Source organism: Roseivirga ehrenbergii (genome assembly GCF_001593005.1).
Taxonomy (GTDB): Bacteria; Bacteroidota; Bacteroidia; order Cytophagales; family Cyclobacteriaceae; genus Roseivirga; species Roseivirga ehrenbergii.
Genome location: NZ_LQZQ01000010.1, coordinates 5,001 through 6,187 on the forward strand (window position 1 = coordinate 5,001; position 1,187 = coordinate 6,187).

The window sequence follows — 1,187 nt, forward strand, 5'->3', positions numbered from 1 at the left end:
CGACCTGCACGAATGGTGTAACGATCTGGGCACTGTCTCAGCCACGAGCTCGGTGAAATTGTAGTAGCGGTGAAGATGCCGCTTACCCGCAACGGGACGAAAAGACCCCATGAACCTTTACTATAGCTTCACATTGGTATTGGGTAAATGATGTGTAGGATAGGCGGGAGACTTTGAAGCTGTGTCGCTAGGCATGGTGGAGTCGTTGGTGAAATACCGCCCTTTATTTATCTGATGCCTAATCCATTACTGGAGACAGTGTGTGGTGGGTAGTTTGACTGGGGTGGTCGCCTCCAAAAGAGTAACGGAGGCTTTCAAAGGTACCCTCAGTACGCTTGGTAACCGTACGTAGAGCGCAATAGCATAAGGGTGCTTGACTGTGAGGCCTACAAGCCGATCAGGGTCGAAAGACGGATATAGTGATCCGGTGGTTCCGCATGGAAGGGCCATCGCTCAAAGGATAAAAGGTACTCTGGGGATAACAGGCTGATCTCCCCCAAGAGCTCATATCGACGGGGAGGTTTGGCACCTCGATGTCGGCTCGTCACATCCTGGGGCTGGAGAAGGTCCCAAGGGTTGGGCTGTTCGCCCATTAAAGTGGCACGCGAGCTGGGTTCAGAACGTCGTGAGACAGTTCGGTCTCTATCTGTTGTGGGCGCGAGAAGTTTGAGAGGACCTGACCTTAGTACGAGAGGACCGGGTTGGACCAACCGCTGGTGTACCAGTTGTCCCGCCAGGGGCACTGCTGGGTAGCTACGTTGGGAAGAGATAAGCGCTGAAAGCATCTAAGTGCGAAACTCCCCTCAAGATGAGACTTCTTTAAAGGGACGTCAGAGATGATGACGTTGATAGGCTGCAGGTGTAAAGGCAGAGATGTCATAGCTGAGCAGTACTAATTACCCGTAAACTTTCCGTTGAAAGCCCTCTTTTTGTGTAATACTCTTACAGTTAATATGTCAATTTAGTAGTTCATACTGCTTATAAGAAATTGTATCTCATAATGAGATTAAGATTTTATGGTGGCTATGGCGGTGGGGTCCACCTCTTTCCATTCCGAACAGAGAAGTTAAGCCCACCAGCGCTGATGGTACTGCCTTTACCGGTGGGAGAGTAGGTCGCTGCCAATTTATTATCAAAACCCCTCGACTAACCTCTTGGGGTTTTTTTATGACCTTTACTTTGGGAGG

Annotated in this window: 2 rRNA genes (1 of these 2 only partly in view); both read left to right on the plus strand. The window is 49.9% G+C overall.

Features of this window, described 5'->3' with window-relative positions:
- A 23S ribosomal RNA gene (locus tag MB14_RS08260) occupies positions 1-916 on the plus strand; it begins 1,968 nt to the left of the window's first position.
- A 99-nt stretch (positions 917-1,015) separates the two neighbouring features.
- A 5S ribosomal RNA gene (gene rrf, locus MB14_RS08265) occupies positions 1,016-1,127 on the plus strand.
- The last annotated feature ends 60 nt before the right edge of the window (positions 1,128-1,187 follow it).